The sequence below is a fragment of the Gemmobacter lutimaris genome (assembly GCF_003570715.1).
GTDB lineage: Bacteria > Pseudomonadota > Alphaproteobacteria > Rhodobacterales > Rhodobacteraceae > Gemmobacter > Gemmobacter lutimaris.
Genome location: NZ_QXXQ01000004.1, coordinates 355409 through 378195, shown reverse-complemented (window position 1 = coordinate 378195; position 22787 = coordinate 355409). Strand labels below are relative to the sequence as shown.

19 protein-coding genes are annotated in these 22787 nt (G+C 64.6%); 10 read left to right on the top strand and 9 right to left on the bottom strand.

All coding sequences use genetic code 11. From position 1 onward, the window contains the following. Positions 1–73: 73 nt before the first annotated feature. Positions 74–1369, top strand: a complete 1296-nt coding sequence (gene gltA / locus D2N39_RS10230) for a citrate synthase (protein WP_119134663.1) — start codon at positions 74–76, stop codon at positions 1367–1369. Positions 1370–1451: 82 nt separating this feature from the next. Next, the gene (locus D2N39_RS10225) at positions 1452–2171 is read left to right on the top strand and encodes a heparan-alpha-glucosaminide N-acetyltransferase (RefSeq protein WP_158589803.1); all 720 of its coding nucleotides are present in this window, start codon (positions 1452–1454) and stop codon (positions 2169–2171) included. Here the strand turns inward: D2N39_RS10225 and aguB are convergent. Then, positions 2168–3040: an N-carbamoylputrescine amidase gene (gene aguB, locus D2N39_RS10220; protein ID WP_119134661.1), complete on the bottom strand. Its 873-nt coding sequence runs from the start codon at positions 3038–3040 to the stop codon at positions 2168–2170. The genes D2N39_RS10225 and aguB overlap by 4 nt on opposite strands. Positions 3041–3147: 107 nt before the next feature. Here aguB and D2N39_RS10215 point away from each other — a divergent pair, with 107 nt between their 5' ends. After that, on the top strand, positions 3148–3624 hold the full coding sequence (locus D2N39_RS10215) for a PaaI family thioesterase (protein WP_119134704.1): 477 nt from the start codon (positions 3148–3150) through the stop codon (positions 3622–3624). On the opposite strand, the gene D2N39_RS10210 is transcribed toward D2N39_RS10215, so the two are convergent. The 3 genes from D2N39_RS10210 to D2N39_RS10200 form a co-directional block, all read right to left on the bottom strand. Beyond that, a complete protein-coding gene (locus D2N39_RS10210; protein WP_119134660.1) occupies positions 3614–4693 on the bottom strand; it encodes a DUF2235 domain-containing protein in 1080 nt (359 codons plus the stop codon). The genes D2N39_RS10215 and D2N39_RS10210 overlap by 11 nt on opposite strands. After that, positions 4680–6947, bottom strand: a complete 2268-nt coding sequence (locus tag D2N39_RS10205; RefSeq protein WP_119134659.1) for a xanthine dehydrogenase family protein molybdopterin-binding subunit — start codon at positions 6945–6947, stop codon at positions 4680–4682. The genes D2N39_RS10210 and D2N39_RS10205 overlap by 14 nt, the downstream gene beginning before the upstream one ends. 98 nt (positions 6948–7045) lie before the next feature. Continuing rightward, the gene (locus D2N39_RS10200; RefSeq protein ID WP_119134658.1) at positions 7046–8191 is read right to left on the bottom strand and encodes a type III PLP-dependent enzyme; all 1146 of its coding nucleotides are present in this window, start codon (positions 8189–8191) and stop codon (positions 7046–7048) included. Between the two features lie 214 nt (positions 8192–8405). Here D2N39_RS10200 and D2N39_RS10195 point away from each other — a divergent pair, with 214 nt between their 5' ends. Next, positions 8406–8837 carry an Lrp/AsnC family transcriptional regulator gene (locus D2N39_RS10195; protein ID WP_054301830.1) on the top strand — a complete coding sequence of 144 codons (432 nt, stop codon included), beginning with the start codon at positions 8406–8408 and terminating at the stop codon, positions 8835–8837. A gap of 75 nt (positions 8838–8912) precedes the next feature. On the opposite strand, the gene D2N39_RS10190 is transcribed toward D2N39_RS10195, so the two are convergent. Further along, positions 8913–9548, bottom strand: a complete 636-nt coding sequence (locus D2N39_RS10190) for a winged helix-turn-helix transcriptional regulator (RefSeq protein ID WP_119134657.1) — start codon at positions 9546–9548, stop codon at positions 8913–8915. 91 nt (positions 9549–9639) lie between these two features. Between D2N39_RS10190 and D2N39_RS10185 the strand changes: the two genes are divergently transcribed. From D2N39_RS10185 to D2N39_RS10175, 3 genes are all read left to right on the top strand, one after another. Continuing rightward, positions 9640–10008, top strand: a complete 369-nt coding sequence (locus tag D2N39_RS10185) for a DUF1428 domain-containing protein (protein ID WP_119134656.1) — start codon at positions 9640–9642, stop codon at positions 10006–10008. After that, complete coding sequence (locus D2N39_RS10180) at positions 10005–10757, top strand: VOC family protein (protein WP_119134655.1); 753 nt, start codon at positions 10005–10007, stop codon at positions 10755–10757. Before D2N39_RS10185 ends, D2N39_RS10180 begins: the two co-directional genes overlap by 4 nt. A 104-nt stretch (positions 10758–10861) precedes the next feature. Further along, the gene (locus tag D2N39_RS10175) at positions 10862–13969 is read left to right on the top strand and encodes a valine--tRNA ligase (RefSeq protein WP_119134654.1); all 3108 of its coding nucleotides are present in this window, start codon (positions 10862–10864) and stop codon (positions 13967–13969) included. 107 nt (positions 13970–14076) lie between these two features. On the opposite strand, the gene D2N39_RS10170 is transcribed toward D2N39_RS10175, so the two are convergent. Next, entirely contained in the window at positions 14077–15705 is a 1629-nt protein-coding gene (locus D2N39_RS10170; protein WP_407645551.1) for an MFS transporter, read from the bottom strand. Between the two features lie 118 nt (positions 15706–15823). Between D2N39_RS10170 and D2N39_RS10165 the strand changes: the two genes are divergently transcribed. Next, positions 15824–16156 (top strand): DnaJ family domain-containing protein, encoded by a 333-nt coding sequence (locus D2N39_RS10165; RefSeq protein WP_119134652.1) that lies wholly within the window; start codon positions 15824–15826, stop codon positions 16154–16156. 37 nt (positions 16157–16193) lie between these two features. Beyond that, on the top strand, positions 16194–17303 hold the full coding sequence (locus tag D2N39_RS10160) for a pyridoxal phosphate-dependent aminotransferase (protein WP_119134651.1): 1110 nt from the start codon (positions 16194–16196) through the stop codon (positions 17301–17303). Here D2N39_RS10160 and D2N39_RS10155 read toward each other — a convergent pair whose 3' ends face one another. Together D2N39_RS10155 and gatB are read right to left on the bottom strand one after the other, a co-directional pair. After that, positions 17304–17693 carry a DUF4177 domain-containing protein gene (locus tag D2N39_RS10155; RefSeq protein WP_119134650.1) on the bottom strand — a complete coding sequence of 130 codons (390 nt, stop codon included), beginning with the start codon at positions 17691–17693 and terminating at the stop codon, positions 17304–17306. A gap of 155 nt (positions 17694–17848) precedes the next feature. Further along, positions 17849–19360 (bottom strand): Asp-tRNA(Asn)/Glu-tRNA(Gln) amidotransferase subunit GatB, encoded by a 1512-nt coding sequence (gene gatB, locus D2N39_RS10150; protein ID WP_119134649.1) that lies wholly within the window; start codon positions 19358–19360, stop codon positions 17849–17851. Positions 19361–19527: 167 nt separating this feature from the next. Between gatB and D2N39_RS10145 the strand changes: the two genes are divergently transcribed. After that, positions 19528–20139: a transglycosylase SLT domain-containing protein gene (locus tag D2N39_RS10145; protein ID WP_233557107.1), complete on the top strand. Its 612-nt coding sequence runs from the start codon at positions 19528–19530 to the stop codon at positions 20137–20139. 78 nt (positions 20140–20217) lie between these two features. Here D2N39_RS10145 and pepN read toward each other — a convergent pair whose 3' ends face one another. After that, positions 20218–22773: an aminopeptidase N gene (gene pepN, locus D2N39_RS10140; RefSeq protein WP_119134648.1), complete on the bottom strand. Its 2556-nt coding sequence runs from the start codon at positions 22771–22773 to the stop codon at positions 20218–20220. Between the last annotated feature and the right edge of the window lie 14 nt (positions 22774–22787).

Here is a 22787-nt window from a genome sequence, read left to right as displayed (position 1 = left end):
CGCACCCTCCGCGCCCGAGGATTTGGCCACGGCGCCGTCACGGTGCCGGGCAGCAACGCAGAGGGACGTAGAGATGGCAGAGACAAACAGGACCGCGACGCTGACATTCGATGACAAGGTCATCGACCTGCCGATCCATTCCGGCACCATCGGCCCCGATGTCATCGACATCCGCAAACTCTATGGTCAGGGCGACGTGTTCACCTATGACCCCGGCTTCACCTCCACCGCCGCCTGCGACAGCGCCATCACCTATATCGACGGCGACAAGGGCGAGCTGCTGCACCGTGGCTATCCGATCGACCAGCTGGCCGACAAATCGCATTACCTTGAAGTCTGCTATCTGCTGCTGAACGGTGAACTGCCGAATGAAGCGCAGATGAAGGATTTCGAGAACCGCATCACCCGCCACACCATGGTGCATGAACAGATGCACTATTTCTTCCGGGGTTTCCGCCGCGACAGTCACCCGATGGCGACCATGGTGGGCGTGGTTGGCGCGATGTCGGCGTTCTACCACGACTCGACCGACATCAATGACCCGTGGCAACGCGAAGTGGCCGCGATGCGGCTGATCGCCAAGCTGCCGACCATCGCGGCGATGGCCTATAAATATTCGATCGGCCAACCCTTCGTCTATCCGAAGAACAGCCTCGATTATGCGTCGAACTTCCTGCACATGTGCTTTGCGGTGCCGTGCGAGGATTATGTGGTCAGCCCGGTTCTGGCGAAGGCCATGGACCGCATCATGATGCTGCATGCCGATCACGAACAGAACGCTTCCACTTCGACGGTGCGTCTGGCCGGGTCGTCAGGGGCCAATCCCTTCGCCTGCATCGCGGCCGGCATCGCCTGCCTCTGGGGCCCGGCCCATGGCGGCGCGAACCAGGCCTGCCTTGAAATGCTGCGTGAAATCGGCACCGTGGATCGCATCCCGGAATTCGTGGCCCGTGCCAAGGACAAGAATGATCCGTTCCGCCTGATGGGCTTCGGTCACCGGGTCTACAAAAACTTCGACCCGCGCGCCAAAGTGATGAAGGAATCCGCCGACGAGGTGCTGGGCCTTCTGGGAATCGAGAACAACCCGACCCTGCAAGTCGCCAAGGAACTGGAGCGCATCGCGCTGGAAGACCCCTATTTCGTGGAAAAGAAGCTCTACCCGAACGTGGACTTCTATTCGGGCATCATCCTCGACGCTATGGGCTTCCCCACCTCGATGTTCACCCCGATCTTCGCGCTGTCGCGCACCGTCGGCTGGATCAGCCAGTGGAAAGAGATGATCTCGGACCCGACCGGCAAGATCGGTCGTCCGCGTCAGCTTTATACCGGCCCGAAACTCCGCGATTATGTGGATGTGCATCACCGCTGACGTCGGCGAAAAGCGAAACAGGGGGCGGCCTTCGGGCCGCCCTTTCGCTTGCGGGAGCGCGCGCGGCGCGCGACAAGGGGGCATGAGACCGACGCCCCGCCTCTGGCTGATCGACAGCGCCCGCACGCTTGCCCTGCTGGGCATGGCGGCCTTTCATCTGGTGTTCGACCTGCAAATGTTCGGCTTCGTGCCGCCCGGCACCGCCGTCACCGGCTTTTTCTACTATCATGCGCGGATCGTGGCGGGGTCTTTCCTGTTCCTTGCGGGAATGGGGCTGTGGCTTGCGCATGGGCAGGGCATCCGTTGGCCCGCCTTCTGGCGCCGCTGGGGCATGATCGTGCTGGCGGCGGCCCTGGTGTCGCTGGCAACCCGCATCGCCATGCCCGACTACTGGATCTTCTTCGGTATCCTGCACAGCATTGCGGCCGCGAGCCTGCTGGGCCTCATGTTCCTGCGCCTGCCGGGGATGGTGAACCTTGCGCTTGGCCTTGTCGTTATCTGGGCCGCGTGGCCGCTGCCCGCACTGCTGGAATGGCAGGCACCCGCGTTGCGCTTTCTGGGCCTGACCACCCTGCCCACCTATACGATGGATTTTGAACCGCTGGTCCCGTGGTTCGGCCCCTTCCTCGCCGGGATGGGCATTGCCCGGCTGATCACCCCTGCGCTGCCCCGGCTGGCACAGATCGCGCCTGCGAGGCTGGGCTGGCTGGCCTGGCCGGGGCGGCACAGTCTGGCGGTCTACCTGATCCATCAGCCCGTGCTGATCAGCCTGGTCTGGCTGGCATCGCAGTTCCTGCGTTAGCCGCGCCCGTCCAGCGACATCAGCGGCGCGTAAAGCCCCGGCCTGCGATCGCGGAACAGCCCCCAACTGGCCCGCAGTGCGGCGATTTCCGCCAGATCTACCGTCGCCGTCAGGATTTCCTCGGTGTCACGGTCGGCCTTGGCCAGCAATTGCCCGCGATGGTCAGAAATGAAGCTTGATCCATAAAAGGTCACATCCACCCCTTCCGGCGCGGTTTCGGTGCCGATGCGGTTAGAGGCGACCAACGGCAAGATATTCGCCGCCGCATGACCGCGCATCACCATTTCCCAATGCGGCTGGCTGTCATAGCCCGGTGCGGGCGGTTCCGACCCGATAGCGGTCGGGTAAAGCAGCACCTCGGCCCCCATCAATGCCATGGCGCGCGCGCATTCGGGGAACCATTGATCCCAGCAGATACCGACACCAAGCCGCCCCGCCGCCGTCTCCCACACCCGGAAGCCGGTATCGCCGGGCGAGAAATAGAACTTCTCCTCATAGCCCGGTCCCTGCGGGATATGGCTTTTGCGATAGATGCCCAGCACCTTGCCATCGGCGTCGATCATCGCCAGCGAATTGAAGAAGGCCTGCCCGGCGCGTTCGAAGAACGACAGTGGCAGCACCACCCCCAACTCGCGCGCAAGCGCCGAAAACCGCGCGATCAGCGGATGTCCCTCAGCCTCGGCGGCGAGGGCGAAATATTCGGGACGTTCGGTGATGCAGAAATAGGGGGCGGCGAATAGCTCTTGTATCAGCACGACGCCAGCGCCCTGCCCGGCCGCCTGCCGCACCAGCGCCTCGGCCCGGTCGGCATTGGCTGGCAGATCCCAGGAACAGGCGAACTGCGTCGCGGCGAGGGTGAGTGTGGTCATCGCAGCCTCTTTGATCAAATTTCACATCAAAGTGACGCAGCGTCGCGCGACACGCAAGCCCCCTCGACAGCCCGGCCGCAGCTTGCCAGAACTTGCGCATGACCGATATGCCCCCCATCGCCCGCACCGCCGCCGATCTTCCCAGCCGCGAAACCCTGCTGTCGATGTCGGGGCTGGACTTCATGCAGAAGATGCTGGCGGGCGAATTGCCGCATCCGACGATCGCCGCCCTGACCGGCTATCGCATCACCCATGTCGAGCAAGGCCGTGTGCTGCTGCGCGGCACAGCCGGGTTCCAGCACACCAACCCGTTTGGCGGGGTGCATGGCGGCTGGTATGGCACGGTTCTGGATACCGTTCTGGGCTGCGCGGTGATGACAGGCGTGCCCAAGGGACGCTGGTATACGACACTGGAATACAAGGTGAATATCACCCGCGCCCTGCCTGTTGGCATGGAAGTGGAGGCCGAGGCTTTGCTGGATCACGCGGGCCGCTCTACCGCCGTCTCGCATGGCACGATCCGCGGGGTTGAGGATGGCCGGGTCTATGCCACCGGATCGACGACCTGCATCATCATGGCGTGAAAGCCCGGCGCCAGAAGCCCGCGCGCTTTGGCACCGATGACAGCGCCGTCGGGTGAACCCTTTCCGATCTGTCGCGCCCGATGATCCGGGGGCGACGCAACAGGAAAGCCCCACCGAAACCGCGCCATGTGCCCACCATCGGTGCTGCCGGATCACAGGGAAACCGCGCGCGCCAGTCGAGCGGCAGCGCCAGTCCGCAAGCCTCTGCCCGTTCCAGCATCCAGACCAGCGGGATATTGGCAAGCGGGCGCGCGGCCTCGAAATCGCCGATCTGCCCGCCGATGTCGCCATGGCTGCCGCGAAACCAGACCTGTTCGACATTGCCCTCCCATCCCGGCGGGCAGGTCCAGAGCACCGGCTCGAACACCTCGCGCGTTTCATTCAGCGCCAGCGCGTGAAAGCCGTGACGGACAGAGGCCCCAAGCTGGTGGTTGTGGAAGGCGTGGCGGTGTTCGGTCAGCATCCACAGCCCCGGCAACCGCAGGCCCAGCGCCTTGACCGTATCCCAGACCCCGAGCATCTGGATCGGAGCCGCAGAATGGCAGAAGCGGGTCACGAAGGCGCGTGACGCCGCGCTGTCCGGCCCGCGTTCATAATGGCGATAGGCCAGCGTCACATTGCGCTCGGTCGCGTTGTCATGGGTCAGCAGGCCCACCCGGTCGATCACCCCCGCAAGGCTGCGCACCGCATAGGCGCCGCGGGAATAGCCCATCAGGAAGATACGGTCACCGGGGCGGTAGTGGCTGGCCAGATAGCCATAGGCGCGGCGGATTTGCCGGTTGATACCGCGCCCCTGCATCACATCCAGCGTCTGCCGCCAGTTCTGCCATTGCAGGCCGGGTTCATAATAGACTGATCGGCGATTGCCCGGCGCCGGTTCGCGCAGCAAGAGATAGGCGAAGCCCGCATTGCTGTGTCTGTCCGGCTCCAGCGAGGCGAGCGTGCCGTCAAGGATGATCACATGGTCCACCACCCCACGCCGTGCACCGGGCGGCGGCGGGTCAGGTGGATCGGTCTGCACCACCGGATGACGACGCAGCCAGTGGCGCAGGCGGTCAATCAGACGCATCGCGCGCCTCCGCCAGCGCGGCCCAGATCCGCGCGGGGGTAAACGGCATTTCGACCCGCGCGCCCAGCGGTGCCAGCGCATCGGCCACCGCATTGGCGATCACCGGCAGGGCACCCACCGTCCCTGCCTCGCCACAGCCCTTCATTCCCAACGGGTTGGTGGCCGTTGGTGACGGTTCCGAGACGAAGCGGATGAACGGCAGGTCCGAGGCACGTGGCAGCGCGTAATCCATAAAACTGCCGGTCAGCAACTGCCCCTGCGCGTCGAAAACCGTCTCCTCCATCACCGCCTGACCAAAGCCCTGTGCCACCCCGCCCTGCACCTGCCCCAACACCAGCTCCGGCGTGATCAGTGTGCCGAAATCGTCAACCGCCGTATAACGATCCAGCCGCAGCGCGCCGGTTTCGGGGTCAATCTCCACCTCGGCGGCATGGGCGCCATTGGGAAAGCTGCGCCCCTCCAGCCTGGTCGTCGCGGAATGGCGCAGCAGGTCGGCCCGACCTGCGGCGCGCGCCTGATCGGCAACTTCGATCAGAGTGAAGGCAAGGTTGCGCCCCTCGGCCTTCAGCACGCCATCGGCATAGCGGAACGGCACGCCTTCGCGTTCGGCCAGCCAGGCCGCAAAAGCATCGGTCATGGTGGTGACCGTCGCCCGCATCGCCGTGCCCTGCACGGTGACCGAGCGGGAGCCGCCGGTCCCGCCCCCGCGTGCGATGCGGTCGCTGTCGCCCTGCACCACGGTAATGGCGCTTTCCGGCAGGCCGGTCAGATCGGCCAGCATGCGGGTATAGACCGTTTCGTGCCCCTGCCCATTCGACTGTGTGCCAACGTAAAGGATCACCCCGGTTTCGGTGAATTCCACCATGGCGGTTTCCTCAGGCGCGCCCATGATCGCCTCGACATAAAGCGCCATGCCGCGCCCGCGCAGCAAGCCGCGCGCCGCCGAATCCGCCCGCCGAGCGGCAAACCCGGTGGCATCCGATTCCGCCGCCAGCCGCGCCAGCAAACGCGGGAAATCGCCGCTGTCGATCACCTCGCCATTCCAGAAGCTGTAAGGGAACTGCCGGATCACATTGCGTGCGCGCAGATCCTCGGGTGACAGGCCAAGCTCCCGCGCGGCGGCATCCATGGCGCGTTCCAGCGTCAGGATCGCCTCTGGCCGCCCCGCGCCGCGATAGGCATCGACCGGGGTGGTGTTGGTATAGATCCCCTCCGCCCGCAAATGCACCGCCTGCACGTCGTAGACCCCGCTCAGCACCTTGGCAAACATCTCCGATTGAACGCCCTGCCCGAATTGCGAGTTATAGGCGCCAAGGTTTGACACAAGATTGACGCGGCAGGCCACCAGCCGGAAATCGGCGTCGAAACCCAGTTCCGAGGTCGCCTCCAGATCACGGCCCGCATTGTCGGACAACATGGATTCGCCACGATCCGCCATCCAGCGCACAGGACGGCCCAGTATCCGCGCGGCGGCACCAAGGCAGATATATTCCGGGTAGGGCATGGCCTTCATGCCGAAGCCACCGCCGACATCGGGGTTGGTCACCCGCACGGCATCCGCCGGCAGGCCAAGCTGGCGGGCAAGCTCTGCCTTCTGGCCCCAGACGCCCTGCCCGTTCACCGACAGATGCAGCCGGGTGCCATCCCATTCGGCCCAGGCACCGCGCGGCTCCATCGACGCCGGGGCAATACGGTTGTGGCGGGTGGTAAACCGGATGCGATGCGCGGCGGCAGCCAGTGCCGCCTCGACCGCCCCGCCATCGCCCTGCTCGTGGGTGAAGGCATGGTTGCCCGGTGCCTCAGGGTGGATGGTCGGCCCGCCCTCGGGGAAAAGCGCAACCGGCAGATCGCGCAGGTCGGCCTCGATCATCTCCACCGCGTCGCGCGCCTGATCGGGGGTTTCCGCGACCACCATGGCCAGCGCCTCGCCGACATGCCGCACCCGTCCCAGCGCCAGAACCGGCCGCTCCGGTCCGGCGCCCTTGCTGCCGTCGGGCTGCGCCACGCGATAGCCGCGCATGCCCAGAACGACTCCCGCCCCGGCCAGCCGCTCTGCCGTCAGGACCAGCGCAACCCCCGGCGCCGCCTCTGCCGCCGTTACATCCAGCGACCGGATTTCCGCATGCGCCACCGGGCTGCGCAGGAAGGCCACCCACAACGCGCCTTCGGGCACGATGTCATCGACATAGCGCCCCGCGCCGGTCAGAAACCGTTGATCCTCCAGCCGCCCCTGCGCCTTGCCAAACATCGTCATCCCCTTGTGCTGTCAACGGAATGGTAAACGCCCGGCGGGACAAGTCCAGCCGGGCGCGCGATGTTTTGAAAAACCGTCCTGAAAGACAGCGGCAGCCATCAGACCTTCAGCGACAGCACCGTCGCAATGGTCAGTTCGCCAAAGCCGTTGAAGCGGGTGTTGGTGGCCAGCGAATAGGCACCCATGCCGTGAATAACCAGATAATCGCCCTCGGCGATGTCTTCGGCCAGCATCAGCTCGCCCGGAATCCGGTCCACCGAATCGCAGGTCGGGCCAAAGACGATGCGCGAGGCCAGTTCGCTGTCACGGCGCTTGCCGACGGCATCCACCACCTCGATCCGGTCGATCACGCCCACCAGCGGCAGCTCGGCCAGCGCGCCATAGACCCCGTCGTTCAGGAACACATGCTGCCCGTCGCGCACTGCCTTGACCTTGGCGATATGCGTGAAGGCATCGCCACAGAGGCCCCGGCCCGGCTCGCACACCAGCATCGGGCGCTGGTCGCCGAAAGCCTCGGTCGCCACGCGGTCGATCAGATCAAAGGTTTCCTCGATCTGCGGCACGACAGCTTGCAGACGGTGGTTCGGGAAGCCGCCGCCGACGTTCAGCCGCGCCACGGTCACGCCAGCCTCCTGCGCGATCTCGGCTGCAGAGCGAATATAGGCCTCCCACGCATGCGGATCGGTGCATTGCGTGCCGGGATGGAAGGTCAGCGAGGGGATGAACCCCGCCTCGGCCGCCCGCTTCAGCAGTTCCGCCGCCAGTTCCACCGTCGCGCCGAACTTCGCGCCGAAGTTATAGGCCGCGCCCGCCACGGGCAGCTTGAAGCGCACCGAGATTTCACAGCCTTCGGCCGGAACCATCTCGATCAGCTTCTCCAGCTCCGAGGACGAATCGACGGAATAGCTTTTCACCCCCATCTCGACCGCCACCGCAATCTCGGCGCGGGCGCGCACGGGGTTGTTGTAATGCATCGCCGCATCCGGCGCGATGCGCCGCACCAGCCGCATCTCGTTCGGGCTGGCCACGTCAAAGCCACGCACCCCGGCGGCCGAGAGATTCTCGATCACCACATCGGCGGGGTTGGTCTTGACGGCATAGGTCACCATGCCCGGAAAGCCGTCGATGAACCGGCGTGCTGCCGCCTGCAACACGGCAGGCGAGAAAAACAGCACCGGATTCTCCGGCTGAACGGTGCGGATATATTCGGTCGGGTTGGACCAGATCGTTTTGGAAAGTCCCATCGGCGTGTCCCTTCTGCCAACAGAACGCAAGCGGCCATTGCCCGGTTCCCACCGGGAGCCAGCACCTGCGCGGTCATTACAACCAGGCCAGGTGCGTATGAGCCGCCCTTTTCCTGAAAACGTGGAATGCGCATATGGGGCACAACTTCACCGATGAAAACTACAAAAACTTAGTGTATCGGTGACAGAATGACGAAATAGCCGGGCGAATTGCATGGACGAACTGGATCGCAACATAATCGGGCTGCTGGGGGCGGATGCCCGCATGTCAGTGGCCACACTGGCCCGGCGCATGAAGGTAGCGCGCTCCACCGTGCAGGCCCGGCTGGAGCGGCTGGAGACCACGGGCGTCATCGCCGGATATACCCTGAAACTGGGAGAAGCGGCGCGGCAGGGCCGGTTGCGGGCCAGCGTGCTGCTGACCATCGAACCCCGCGCGCAGGCGGCGATTCTGACCCGGCTGAAGTCGATTGCCGAAATCGAACGGGTCTTTACCACCTCGGGCCGCTATGACCTGTTGTTGCAGGTGGCCGCGCCTTCGACGCAAGTGCTTGATCAGGTGCTCGACCAGATCGGGGCGCTGACCGGTGTGGTCAGTTCCGAAAGCCTGATCCATCTGTCCACAAAATTCGACCGGGCGGTGTGACGACGGCTGTGCCTGACGCAAATTTCTTTCCGAAGAAATTTGCAAAAGTTTTCCTGAAAACTTTTGCACCCAGCCTCAGCGGAGTGCGAACAGGTCGAAGAAGGCCTGTCCTTCCTCCGGGTCGCCCTCGAACCCGATCAGGCCCTGCGCCGTGACAGTCAGTGGCTGCGGGCCATAGACCGCTGCCGCCATCGCATTGGTGCCGCCGCTGAACTGCAAGGTGGCGGGGCCATTACCGCGCTCCACCTTGAAGCGGCCCGGCCCGGTGCGGATGGTGAAGCTCTCCTCCCCCAGACGCATCGCCACCCGGTGCTCGGCCGCCCGCGCCCTTGCGCAGGTGGCGCGCATCGACAGCATCAGCGCGCTCGGGCTGATGAACAGGCGCGGGTCGTGCCCCGGCTGGCGCGCGCCCCAGATGCACAGCGCCCGCAGCACCGGCCAAAGACCAAGCCCCGCCTCGGTCAGCCGGTAAAGCTGCACCTTTGCGGGTTCCGGCATCTGTTCGCGCGCGACCACGCCTGCCGCCTCCAGCCCCTCAAGCCGCTGGGTCAGGACATTGGCGCTGATCCCCGGCAGCCCCTCGCGCAAAGCACCGAAGCGGCGCGGGCCCAGCATCATCTCGCGCACCACAAGCAAGGCCCAGCGATCCCCGATCAGATCCAGCGCATGCGCCGCGATACAGCCTTCCTCATAGCTTCGCCCCGATGACATCGCGCCTCTTGGTTAGTTTATATAACTTTTAGTTGCTTTTCATAACTACACCCGCCACCCTTGGCCCTGCAAGTGTCTGGAGGGTGCACGCATGGCTTACATTGACGGTTTCGTCATTCCGGTCAAAACCGAAGACCGCGAGATCTACCGCGACCACGAAGCGAAATGGTGGCCTTACTTCCGCGATGAAGGCGCGCTGTCGCTGGTCGTCGGCTGGGGGGATGATGTGCCGCCCGGCAAACAGACCGATTTCCTGCGCGCGGTCGAGGCCAAAGAGGATGAAACCGTGGTGCTGTGCTGGATGATCTGGCCCGACAAGGAAACCCGTGGCCGCGCCTACGAGAAGATGATGAAGCTGGCCGAGGAAGATCCGGCCGAATTCGCCAATATGCCCTTTGATGGCAAACGCATGATCTTCGGCGGCTTTACCCCGCTGCTGATGGAAGGAGCCACGAAATGAACACACATGGCGCCCCCTGCTGGTATGAGCTGACCACTGGCGCGGCCGCCCGGTCGCAGGCGTTTTACGGCCCGCTTCTGGGATGGGACTTTCAGGATGCCGGGATGGAAGGGTTTTCCTACATCCTGGCCCTGCGCGACGGTGCCATGGTGGCGGGCATGATGGAACCCGACACGCCGATGCCGGAATTCTGGATGGTCTATTTCGCGGTCAAGGATTGTGCCGCTGCCTGCGACAAGGTGACCGCGCTCGGCGGCAAGGTGTTCCGCGCGCCCGAGCCGATCCCCGGCACCGGCACCTTTGCCATTGTCGTCGATCCGCAGGGCGCCGCCTTCGGCCTGCTGCAACCGCTGGAGGGGCAGCAGGGCGCGGCCTTCGATCAGATGAAGCAAGGCCACGGCAACTGGCACGAATTGCACAGCACGGACCCCGAGGCGGGCCTTGCCTTCTATACCGCACTGCTGGGCTGGACGCCTTCAACCGCCATGCCGATGGGCGAAATGGGCAATTACCAGCTTTTCGCCCGCGAGGGCCGCGACATTGGCGGCATGATGCGGCTGCAAAGCGAGGGGGTGCCCTCGCACTGGCTGCCCTATTTCGGTGCGCCTTCGATCAAGGCCGCGATGACACAGATTACCGAACTGGGCGGCCAAGTGCTGCATGGCCCGCAAGAGGTGCCCGGCGGCGCCTTCATCTGCATGGCGCAGGACAGCCGCGGCGCGCATTTCGCGCTGGTCGGCGGCGCCTGAGCCACAGCCGGAAAACGCGCGCGGCGGCCGGAACCGGCCGTCGCGCCCCTTCCCCTCGGGCGGCGCATTGGCTACATCCCTTGGCAACGAAAAGGGGAACGATCATGCCGATGGAAAAGACCTTCAACGCCACCGAGGCCGAAGCGCGCATTTCAAAGCAATGGATCGACGGCAAGGCCGGACGGGCCGGTGCCAATGCCAAGCCGGGTGCGCCTGCTTTCTCCATCATGATCCCGCCGCCCAACGTGACCGGCAGCCTGCATATGGGTCATGCCTTCAACAACACGTTGCAGGACATCCTGACCCGCTGGCACCGCATGCGTGGCGATGACACGCTCTGGCAACCCGGCACCGATCACGCGGGTATCGCCACCCAGATGGTGACAGAACGCGAAATGGCGAAGAACCAGGAACCCTCGCGCGCCGAAATGGGGCGCGAGAAGTTCCTCGAACGGGTCTGGCAGCAGAAGGTCAAATCGCGCGGCACGATCATCGGTCAGTTGCAGCGGCTTGGCGCCTCGTGCGACTGGGACCGCGAAGCCTTTACCATGTCCGGCGCACCCGGCGCGCCCGAAGGCGAAGCCGGCAATTTCCACGATGCCGTGATCAAGGTCTTTGTCGATATGTATCGCAAGGGCCTGATCTATCGCGGCAAACGCCTCGTGAACTGGGACCCGCATTTTGAAACCGCGATTTCCGACCTTGAGGTCGAGAATATCGAGGTCGCGGGCCATATGTGGCATTTCAAATACGAACTCGCGGGCGGCGAGACCTATGAGTATGTCGAGAAGGACGAAGACGGCAATGTGACCTTCCGCGAGAAGCGGAACTACATTTCCATCGCGACAACCCGTCCCGAAACCATGCTGGGTGATGGCGCGGTGGCGGTGCATCCTTCGGATACGCGCTATGCCCCCATCGTCGGCAAGATGGTGAAACTGCCGCTGTGCGACCGTCTGATCCCGATCATCACCGATGAATACCCCGATCCGAACTTCGGCTCGGGCGCGGTGAAGATCACTGGTGCGCATGATTTCAACGATTATCAGGTCGCAAAGCGCGCGGGCCTGCCCTGCTACCGGCTGATGGATACCCGTGGCCGGATGCGCGCCGACGGGGCGCCCTATGCCGAGGCGGTGATCCGCGCCCGCGAAATCGCGGCCGGTTCGCCCACCAATGAATCCGAAGTGGACAGCCTGAACCTCGTCCCCGAGAAATATCGCGGCATGGATCGGTTCGAGGCGCGCAAGGCGGTGATCGCCGACATCAATGCCATCGGCCTTGCTGTCACCGTGATGATCCGCGAAACCGACCCGGAAACAGGATCGGAGCATCTGCGGCTGGAACCGGTGGTCGAGAACAAACCGATCATGCAGCCTTTCGGAGATCGCTCGAAAGTCGTGATCGAGCCGATGCTGACCGACCAGTGGTTCGTGGATACCGCGAAGATCGTGGAACCCGCGCTGGAGGCGGTGCGCTCGGGCAAGGTCAAGATCATCCCGGAATCGGGCGAAAAGACCTATTACCATTGGCTTGAGAATATCGAACCCTGGTGCATTTCGCGTCAGCTCTGGTGGGGTCACCAGATCCCGGTGTGGTATGGGCTGGATGTCTGGCCGACCGGCTTCCGCGATGACGAGGGCGACAATGCGCTGGACGAGGTGGAGCTGTTCCGCCTGCTCGCCGATGGCGCCTTCAACCATGCCGATCCGGTCTATCACTGCGCCCATGACCTTCAGGCCGTGGCCCAACGCTTCATGGATGACCTTGCCCCCCTGCCCGCGCCGCTGAACCACGCCCGCGTGGTCGAGGTGGAAAACCGCGATGCGGCGGTCGAGGCGCTGGCGAAAGCTTTGGCCGATTACAACCTGACGCAAGACCCGACGCATCTGGTATATCCGGTGTGGCGCGATGCCGATGTGCTTGACACCTGGTTCTCCTCCGGCCTCTGGCCCATCGGCACACTGGGATGGCCCGAACAGACCCCGGAACTGGCGCGCTATTTTCCGACCAGCGTTCTGGTCACCGGCCAGGACATCCTGTTCTTCTGGGTCGCCCGCATGATGATGATGCAATTGGCGGTGGTGGAGGACATCCCCTTCCACACCGTCTATCTGCATGGCCTCGTGCGCGACGCCAAGGGCAAGAAGATGTCCAAATCCTTGGGCAACGTCATCGACCCGCTGGAAATCATCGGCGAATACGGCGCCGATGCGCTGCGCTTTGCCAATGCCGCCATGGCCTCGCTTGGTGGCGTTCTGAAGCTTGATACCCAGCGCATCGCCGGTTACCGCAACTTCGGCACGAAGCTTTGGAACGCCTGCCGCTTCGCCGAGATGAACGGCGTCTGGGATGGCCACGCGACGCAAACCGCCGCCCCGCAGGCCAGTGCCACCGCGAACAAGTGGATCATCGGTGAAACCGCCAAGGCGCTGGCCGAGGTCAACGCGGCGCTGAATGATTTCCGCTTCGATCAGGCGGCAGACGTGCTTTACAAATTCGTCTGGGGCAAGGTCTGCGACTGGTATGTCGAATTCGCCAAACCGCTGTTCGACGGCGATCAGGCGGCCGAGACGCGCGCGACAATGGGCTGGGTGCTGGATCAGTGTATGATCCTCCTGCATCCCTTCATGCCTTTCATCACCGAGGAACTCTGGTCCACCACCGGCCTGCGCGACGGCATGCTGATCCATGCCGACTGGCCGTGCTTCGGCGCCGAACTGATCGACACTGACGCCGACCGCGAAATGACCTGGGTCACCGGGCTGATCGACGACATCCGCTCGGCCCGCACGCAGATGCATGTGCCGGTCGGGCTGAAGCTCGACATGCTGGCACTGACCATGGATGCCGCCGCCCGCGCGGCTTGGAATCGCAACGAAGTGCTGATCAAGCGCCTCGCCCGCATCGAAAGCCTGACGGATGCCGCCACCGCCCCGAAAGGTGCGCTGTCCATCGCGGCCGAGGGCGCCAGCTTTGCCATCCCACTGGAAGGCATCATCGACATCGGCGCCGAAAAGGCGCGGCTGGTGAAGGCGCTTGAGAAACTCCAGAAAGAAATCGCGGGGCTGAAGGCGCGGCTCGACAATCCGAAGTTCATCGCCTCCGCCAAGGAAGAGGTGGTGGACGAGGCCCGCGCCAATCTGGACGCCCGCGAAGACGAGGCCGCCAAGGTCGCCGCCGCCGTCGCCCGTCTGGCTGAGATCGGCTGAGGCATTTTCTGTCGGAAAATATCCTCAGGGGGTGAATGCGCCGCAAGGCGCAGAGGGGGGCAGACAGCCCCCCTTCCCTTTTCACGCAACCAGTTCCCCCACCGCCGTCACGGCAGATCCGGCCCCGGTTTCAACACCATCTCTCCCGGCTGCGGGATGCTGTGCCGCTCGATCATCCGATGCACCACCGGCTTGCCCGGTCCGCGATGCAGGCCATGCAGCCGCTCCAGATTGGCCAGATCGGCCTTCGTCCGCCGCTCGATATGCCGGATATATTCGACCCATGTGGCAACGTGATAGCTTTCGACCCAGATGTCCGGATCTTCCAGATCACGCAGCAGCGCCCAGGCCCGCGCACCATCCCGACGCCGGATGCGCCGCCGTTCCTGCATCACCGCCAGAAACTCCGTCACATCCTCTTCGGCAATGCGATAGTCGATCATCACCATGATCGGCCCCGACCGCCCGCGCAGATCCAGCCGCAGGGGCGGCGCGTTGAACGGTCCCACGGGATCAAGGCTAAGCCCACCGAACTCGCCCACCGCCAGCCACAGACCCGACAACGCGGCCAACACCAGTGCGCCTGCCGCGATGTAAAGCGCAAGGCTGACGCCGCCTGCATCCGCGACCGCCCCCCAGACCCAGGCGCCCACCGTCATGCCGCCAAAGGCAGCCGTCTGGTAGAAGGACAGCGCCCGCCCCACCACCCAGCGCGGCGAGGACAGCTGCACCGTCACGTTGAACAGCGACAGCGCCATCACCCAGGCACCGCCGCAGATCAGCAGCGCGGGCGCGGTCAGCCACAGGCTGCGGCTCAGCCCCAGCGCGACCAGCCCCAAGGCAAAGACCAGACAGCCACCGCGCACGATGCTTTCATTCCTCAGCCTCGCCCGCAGCGGCCCGTTCAGCATCACCCCGCCAATGGCACCCAAGCCGAAAGCGCCCAGCGTGATACCATAGGTCAGCGCGGTGCCGTGCAGCAGGTCACGCGCCACCATCGGCAGCAGCGCCAGCACCGCGCAGGCCCCAAAGCCGAACAAACCGGCCCGCGCCATGGCCCGCATCAGATTCGGAGACATGGCCACATAACGCAGCCCCGAGGACAGCGCCGCCCGCAGGGATTCGCGCGGCAGCCGCCGTTCGGGATAGGCCGGGCGCCAGCGCATCAGCGCACCCAGCAGCGGCAGATAGCTGGCGGCATTCAACGCGAAAGCCGCCGCCGCACCGAACGCCGCCACCACCGCCCCCCCGATGGCCGGCCCGACCGAACGCATCATGTTGAACCCCATGGAGTTCAGGCTGACCGCCTGCGGCAGATCCTCGCGTTCCACGATATCGCCCATACTGGCCTGCCAGGACGGGTTGTAAAGCGCCGTGCCGCAGCCGATCAGGAAGGTGAAGGACAGCAGAAGCCAGGGCGTCATCGTGCCCCAGAAGGCCACGACCGACAGCGCCACCGAGGCGGTGAACAGAAAGACCTGCGCCCAGATCAGGATGATGCGGCGCGGAAAATTGTCCGCCAGTGCCCCTGCGATCAACGACAGCACCATGATCGGCAGTGTGTTCGATGCCTGAACCAGCGCGATCAATTGATGTGACGAGGTCAGCGAGGTCATCAGCCACCCCGCCCCGACCGTCTGGATCAGCCCGCCCAGTTGCGAAATCACCGTCGCGGTCCACAACAGGCGGAAGTCGGGGTTGGCGAAGGGGGCGAAAGTCGGTCTGCGTTCGATCACGGGCACGCCTCGGGCAACGGGTTTCCGGGGATGCCGCCATATCGCCCCCATTCGGCGCCGGGTGCAACCCTTTGTCGCAGCCCTTGCCTTCACGGCCGTGCGTGTGCAGATTCGGCCTATGTCATGGTTGAACCGCATTGCTGAACGGATGATGCTGAAAGCCCGGGCCGAGGGGCAGCTTTCGGGCCTGAAGGGCGAGGGTCACCCTTTGCCTGAACGTCCCGGCGATGCCTTCGTTTCCGCGGGCGAGGCCGTGGGATTTCGTATCATGGCCGAGGCCGGTGCGCTGCCCGAAGAAATCACCCTGAAAAAGCAGGTGCTTGCACAGCAGGCGCATCTTGCCAGCCTGACGGATGCGGACGAACGCAAGGCGGCGATGCGGGTGCTGGCCGATCTGCAAATGCGGCAGGCCATGGCAGAAGAGGCGCGGCGCGCTTTCCTGAAAGGCTGATCTTGCGGGGCGGCCGGTTTCCGGCTGATATGCCGCCATGACCCAGACCCCGCGTTACACCCCGCTCGTCCAGTCGCTGCCTGCCACCGTGCCCTTCGTCGGCCCGGAAACCGCAGAACGTGCCTCGGGCCACCCCTTCACCGCGCGCCTTGGTGCCAATGAAAGCGCCTTCGGCCCCTCGCCCCGCGCCATCACGGCCATGGCGGCGGCGGCGCGGGAGGTCTGGATGTATGGCGACCCGGAAAACCACGATCTGCGCGTGGCGCTGGCGGCGCATCATGGCGTGACGCCGGATCATATCGTGGTGGGCGAAGGGATCGACGGGCTGCTAGGCTATCTCGTGCGGCTGGTCGTGGAACCTGGCGATGCCGTCGTCACCTCGGGCGGCGCTTATCCGACCTTCAACTTTCACGTCGCGGGCTATGGCGGGGTGCTGCACAAGGTGCCCTATACCGGCAACCACGAAGACCCCGAGGCGCTGCTGGCCCGCGCGTCGGAGGTTCAGCCGAAACTGCTGTATATCGCCAATCCCGACAACCCGATGGGCTCGCACCACCCCGGCGCCGTGATTGCCGATATGGTAACGCGGCTGCCCGAGGGCGTCTTGATGGTGCTGGACGAGGCCTATATCGACCTCGCGCCGCCGGGGACCGAGGCACAGATCGACGCCGATGACCCGCGTGTGATCCGGTTCCGCACCTTCTCAAAAGGATACGGGATGGCCGGGCTGCGTGTCGGCTATGCCATCGCGGCGCCGGGGCTGATCTCGGCCTTCAACAAGGTGCGCAACCATTTCGGCATGGGCCGGATTGCGCAGGCCGGGGCGCTGGCGGCGCTGGCCGATCAGGACTGGCTCGCCCATGTGCGAACCGAGGTCTCGGCGGCGCGCGCCCGGCTGGCCGATATCGCGCGCGCGAACGGCCTGACCTCCCTGCCTTCGGCCACCAATTTCCTGACCATCGACTGCGGCGCCAATGGCGATTTCGCCCGCGCGGTGGTGCGCGAACTGGCGGCGCGCGGCGTTTTCATCCGCATGCCCTTCGTCGCACCGCATGACCGGTGTATCCGTGTCAGTTGTGGCCCGGCGACGATGCTGGAGACTTTCGCGGCCGCCCTGCCAGAGGCATTGGCCGCCGCGCGCGGCTGATCACTCGGCCGCGATTTCGGTCTTTTCGGCAGGCTTTTCCTCGCCCCGCGCCGGGCCGACGACGGGGGCACGCCCCTCTTGAACCTGCGTGCTCAGCCGGGCCGGGCTGGCGGCGGCTACCTCGGCCACTTCGGGCAAGGCGGTCACGACCTCGGCCGCCACGGGGCGGCGGAACACGAGCATGTTGTGGAAGTTGGTGGCTTTGCCGGTCAGGCCCACCCGTTCATCACAGGGCAGGACATCGGCGCGGACGTAATCCCAGCCCTCGGCGCCCAGCCGGTTCATCAGCTGCATCAGCGCATGGGCGAAACGGTCCTCGACCGATTTCAGCCCCTTGACCTTGTCGGCCTTGCGCGGTGCCGGAATGACCTTGAATTCATACTGCTGCATGCGTGCCTCCCGCAAACTTCGCGCAGAATGTCAGATTCCGCGCGCAACTCCAAGCAATTCAAAGAGAATCCGGCACAAAGCAGCCGATGGCTGTGATCGAAAAGCAAAAGGGGCGGATCTGGTATCCGCCCCTTTCCAATCTACCAGAACTTGCGTCAAAGCCCGAGCTTTTTGGCCACCATCTCGTTCACCACCGCCGGATTGGCCTTGCCGCCGGTCGCCTTCAGCACCTGGCCGGTGAACCAGCCGGCAAGCTTGGCATTGACCTTGGCCTTTTCGACCTGCGCCGGGTTGGCCGCGATCAGATCGTCCAGCGCCTTTTCGATGGCGCCGGTATCGGTGACGGCCTTCATGCCACGCGCCGCCGCCACCTCGGCCGGATCGCCGCCTTCGGTCCAGAGGATTTCAAACAGATCCTTGGCCATTTTCGACGTGATATCGCCCTTCGACAGCAGGTCGAGCATACCGCCCAGTTGCGCAGCCGAGACCGGGCTGTCGCCAATGGCATGGCCTTCCTTGTTCAGTCGGCCGAACAACTCGTTGATGACCCAGTTCGCCGCCAGCTTGCCGTCACGCCCCTGCGCCACGGCCTCAAAGAACGCTGCCGAATCCAGTTCGGCGGTCAGGACGTTCGCATCGTAATCAGTCAGACCGAAATCGCCCATGAAGCGCGCTTTCTTGGCGTCCGGCAGTTCCGGCATCCGCGCGGCGATGTCATCGACCCATGCCTGCTCGATTTCCAGCGGCAGCAGGTCCGGGCAGGGAAAATAGCGATAGTCATGCGCCTCTTCCTTGGAGCGCATCGACCGGGTCTCGCCCTTGTCAGGATCGTAAAGCCGGGTTTCCTGCGTGATCGAACCGCCATCCTCCAGAATGGCAATCTGGCGCCGGGCCTCGTAATCAATCGCGGCCTGGATAAAGCGCAGCGAGTTCATGTTCTTGATCTCGCAGCGCGTGCCCAGATGCGAGAAATCCTGCGTTTCCTGATACTTCTCATACTGACCAGGGCGGCAGACCGACACGTTCACATCGGCGCGCAGATTGCCGTTCTGCATGTTGCCGTCGCAGGTGCCCAGATAGCGCAGGATCTGGCGCAGCTTGGACACATAGGCCGCCGCTTCCTCGGGTCCGCGGATGTCAGGGCGGCTGACGATCTCCATCAGAGCCACGCCGGTGCGGTTGAAATCGACAAAGGACATGTTCGGGTCCATGTCATGAATCGACTTGCCGGCGTCCTGCTCCAGATGGATGCGCTCGATCCGCACCAGACGTGCCACGCCCGGCCCCATTTCCACCAGCACTTCGCCCTCGCCCACGATCGGGTGATAAAGCTGGCTGATCTGATAGCCTTGCGGCAGGTCCGGGTAGAAGTAATTCTTGCGGTCGAAGGCCGAGCGCAGGTTGATCGCGGCCTTGAGGCCCAGCCCCGAGCGCACCGCCTGTTCCACGCAATATTCGTTGATCACCGGCAGCATGCCCGGCATGGCGCAATCAACGAAGCTGACATTGCTGTTCGGTTCCGCCCCTACGGCGGTGGAGGCGCCCGAGAACAGCTTGGCGTTCGAGGAAACCTGGGCGTGAATCTCCATCCCGATCACCAGTTCCCAGTCGTGTTTCGCCCCGGCGATCACCTTCGGTTTCGGCGCTTCATAGGTCAGGTCGAGCATCGGTTTCCCCTTGCAATCTTGCCCCCTTCATAGGCAGCGCCGCGCAGCGCGGCAAGGCGCTGCGGGCGGATTTTCGCGCATGTCAACACGCCGCGCTTGCCCGAAGGGCAGTTGCGCAGGCAAATAGCGTCTGTCGCCGCTGGGGGCGATGCCACCTTGGGCAAGGGATGCTGGGGAAAACTGCGATCATCCGGGGCATGCAGGGCGCTTTTGTTGCGCTGGCTCTGGCAGGCTGCACGACCGAAGCCGCACAGATGGTCTCGCGCGCAGCCACGCCACCTCCGATGCGCTGGGATCACCGTCCCGAAGCCGCCGAATGGACCGCCAACACCCTGCTGGCGGTGGCTCAGGAGGACAAGGCTCTGGCAGACCGCGTGCCCTCCGACATCGACAACTGGTGCCCCGCCTATGCCGACGCGCCTGTGCCGCAGCGCCGCGCTTTCTGGGCCGGGTTGATTTCGGCCGTCGGCAAATATGAAAGCAGCCACAACCCTGCTGCGGTCGGTGGCGGTGGCAAGTATTTTGGCATCATGCAGATCTCGCCCCGCTCGGCGCGCAACTACGGCTGCGATGCCACCTCTGGTGCCGCGCTGAAGAATGGCACCGCCAATCTCGACTGCGCGGTGGAAATGATGGCCTATCATGTCGAACGTGACGGCATGGCAGTCGGCGGGGGGAACCGCGGCATTGGGCGCGACTGGATGCCGTTCCGCAAATCCGACAAGCGCGCCGAGATGCGTGACTGGATCAGCCAGCAGATCTACTGCCAAAAAGGTTGATCCGGCCTCAGGGGGGCTGCCTGCCCCCCCTTATGCGGCGTTCCGCACCCCCATAGGGATATTGGGGTCAGTATGAAATCAGCCCGCCATCCGCATTGCCATCTCGCCCAGATCGCGGCTGAGACCGGGGGCGGCAAGGATGCGGGCCAGTTCGGCCCGGATCAGCCCCTGACGTCCCGAATCGTAGCGTCGCCAGGTTTCGAAGGCGGTGGACATGCGCGCCGCTGTCTGCGGGTTTTTCGGGTCCAGCCGAAGCAGCCAGTCGGCCAGTAGCCGGTAGCTCGCGCCATCCCGATAATGGAAGCCCGCGTGATTGGCGCTGAGCGCACCGATGACCGCGCGGAAGCGATTGGGGTTCTTCCAGTCGAAATCGGCGCGCGCGGTCAGGCGTTCGACCGTTCGCGCAGTCTGGTCAGGTGCCGCATGCAGCACCTGCACCATGAACCATTTGTCCATCACCAGCCGGTCATGACGCCAGCGCGCCTCGAAGGCGTCAAGCTGCGGCTGACCCCGGCCAATTTCCAGCAATGCGGCAAGCGCGGCAAGGCTGTCGGTCATGTTGGTCGCAGCGGCAAAGGCCGCCTCGGCGGCCGCGCCACCGTCACACAGGGTTTGCAACGCAAGGCAGGCATTGTGCAGCGCCCGCTTGCCCGCCTGAACCGCATCGGGCGAGAAGACTCCGGTGATCCGTGTCGCCTCCATCAATCTGGGCAGGGCTGGGGCCAGTGCCTCGGCCAGAGCCGCCGCCATGCGGCGCCGGGCGGTATGGAGTGCTGCCGGGTCGGGCTGTTTGCCCGCGGCCGCCAGGGTCGCGGCCATGTCATCCTCCCCCGGCAGGCGCAGCGCCAGCGCACGGAACGCGGGATCAAGACTGTCGTCCTGAACCAGCCGCACCAACGCCTCCAGCCAGTCGGGGCCAACAGCCGGAGCTCCCTCCGCCAGATCGGCCAGCACCTCTTTCGCCAGCGCGCGCCCGGCCTCCCACCGGTTGAACGGGTCGGTGTCATGCGCCAGCAGAAAGGCACGTTCGGCCGTGCTGACAGCGCGGTCCAGCACCACCGGCGCCGAAAAGCCGCGCAAGATCGAGGCGACAGGACGGCTGGCAAGCCCCTCGAAGCGGAAGCTCTGCCGTGCTTCGGTCAGTTCAAGCACCTTCGTCGGCAGCACCTCGTCGCCATTCGGGTTCAGCAGGCCCACCGCCACAGGAATGACCTTGGGCGCCTTTTCCGGCTGCCCCGGCGTCGGCGGCAGATGCTGTTCCAGCGTCAGTGAATAAAGACCGTCTTTCCACTCCTCCTCCACCGTCAGGCGCGGGGTGCCCGCCTCGGTATACCAGCGCTTGAACTGCCCGAGGTCGCGGCCGGTCGCATCCTCGAACACCTTCAGCCAGTCTTCAATCGTCGCCGCCTCGCCATCATGGCGCGCAAAGTAAAGATCCAGCGCACGGGCGTAATCCGCATCCCCCACCAGACGCTTGAGCATGCCGATGACCTCGGCCCCTTTTTCATAAACGGTGGCAGTGTAGAAATTGTTAATCTCGACAAAACTGTCAGGCCGCACCGGATGGGCCAGCGGCCCCTGATCTTCGCGGAACTGGCGCGCGCGCAGTGCCTGCACATCCTCGATCCGCTTCACCGCATGCGACCGCATGTCGCCCGAGAACTGCTGATCGCGGAACACGGTCAGCCCTTCTTTCAGGCACAGCTGAAACCAGTCGCGGCAGGTGATGCGATTTCCCGTCCAGTTATGAAAGTATTCATGCGCGATCACGGCCTCGATCCGTTCATAATCGGTGTCGGTCGCGGTTTCGGGACTGGCCAGCACCAGCTTGGAGTTGAAGATGTTCAGCCCCTTGTTCTCCATCGCGCCCATGTTGAAATCGTCCACAGCGACGATGTTGAACACGTCCAGATCGTATTCACGACCATAGACCTGCTCATCCCAGCGCATCGAGCGTTTCAGCGCGTCCATCGCATAGGCGCAACGCGATTCGTCGCCCGCGCGCACCCAGATGTTCAGCGCGACCTCACGGCCCGAGGCCGTGAGGAAGTGATCAGGCAGCGCCACCAGATCGCCCGCGACCAGCGCGAACAGATAGGCAGGTTTGGGCCAGGGGTCATGCCATTCCGCCCAGCCCGCTCCCTGCCCCGCCGGATTGCCGTTTGACAGAAGCACCGGCAGATCGCTTTCGATCCGCACATGAAACCGCGCCATGACGTCCGGGCGGTCGGGGTAATAGGTGATCTTGCGAAAGCCTTCCGCCTCGCATTGCGTGCAATACATGCCGTTCGACATGTAAAGCCCCTCCAGCGCGGTATTGCCCTCGGGCGCAATCTCGACCTCGGTTTCCAGCACGAAGGGCGAGGCGGGCAGAAGCGCGGCGGGCAGCGTCAGGCCGGTGTCATCGGGCTGGCAATCCAGTTGGGTGCCATCCAGTGCAAGCCGGATCAGCCGCAAACCTTCGCCATCCAGCCGCAAATCCGCGCCGGGGCTGCGCGCCGGATCGGGGCTGAAATGCAGACGCGCCCGCACCCGCGTCGCCTGCGGGTCCAGCCGGAAGGTCAGCTCCACCTGGTCGAGCGGATGGCTGTAGGGGCGGTAGTCGGCCAGATAAACGGTGGTCTGCTGCGTCATTTCGGTCTCCTTCC